This is a genomic window from Oleiphilus sp. HI0066 (genome assembly GCF_001635725.1).
In genome coordinates this window covers 1-961 of sequence record NZ_LWFH01000348.1, presented here as the reverse complement: position 1 = coordinate 961, position 961 = coordinate 1, and the positions used below count along the sequence as shown (strand labels likewise).

The window sequence follows — 961 nt, the reverse complement described above, 5'->3', positions numbered from 1 at the left end:
CATATAATTTATGTTGAATTGGGTTTTGAGTAACTTGCCACTCAGGGTGCCACTGAAGCGCTAATCCAAATGTAAGTTGTGGAATGCTGAATGCTTCAATAAGACCATCTTCGGCGACTGCTTCAACTTGAAGCCCTTGTCCTAACTCTTTAATTCCTTGGGTATGCAGGGAGTTCACGAGGATATCATTTCGTCCCGTAATCTTGCGCATTATACCGTCTTCGTTGAGCGTGACTGAGTGCGTATCCGCATACTGTTCAGCTAGTGGTGCGTTTTTATCTTCGCGGTGATCATTCATTCCTTCAACTTCGTGAAGGCTTTGATGAAGCGAGCCACCTAACGCAACGTTGATGTCTTGCAAACCACGGCAAACGGCGAACAAAGGCTTGTCTTCTTTAAGCATGTTTTGAATGAGTGCGCGACTAAGATTATCTCGTTGATCATCGTAGTCGAAGTCGGCGTCAATTTTTGACTCACCGTAGAGAGAAGGGTTAACCATTGAGTAGGCGCCTGTTAGAAATACGCCATCTAAGTGCTCTGTCCAATGTGTGATGTCCATGATGTCATTCAGAGCAGGGGATCATGATTGGTACGACATCAGCAGCTTCAACGAGAGCACGTAAATACTTGTCTCCCGCGATATGGAATGGATGCGGCGAAATCACTTTAACATCACTAATGACGCCAACGAGCGGTTTTTTACTGGAGGAACCCATAAAATGACCTGTTGTTTGCTTTAATGTACGGAGCATAAAATATTTTTTACACCATGAAAAGCCATTAAGAGATGCAAATACGGTTTTAATCGTCTCTCAAAACGAGTTGTCCATACTTGTTTGACGTTCAAAATAATTTATACTGCGTTCAAAAGATTATACACCTCTGTTGTTCAGATATCTGTACGACATAAACATTTTTGATTGATAGATAAAGGTTGATGGATGCCGATCTCGATACAGTT

2 protein-coding genes are annotated in these 961 nt (G+C 42.4%); both read right to left on the bottom strand.

All coding sequences use genetic code 11. The annotated features are described in order from the left end of the window. Positions 1-559: gamma-glutamyl-gamma-aminobutyrate hydrolase family protein (locus tag A3738_RS05045; protein ID WP_156503970.1), on the bottom strand; the 559-nt coding region annotated here is incomplete at its 3' end. A gap of 4 nt (positions 560-563) precedes the next feature. Then, positions 564-752: a hypothetical protein gene (locus A3738_RS05040; RefSeq protein WP_068763411.1), complete on the bottom strand. Its 189-nt coding sequence runs from the start codon at positions 750-752 to the stop codon at positions 564-566. Positions 753-961: the final 209 nt, after the last annotated feature.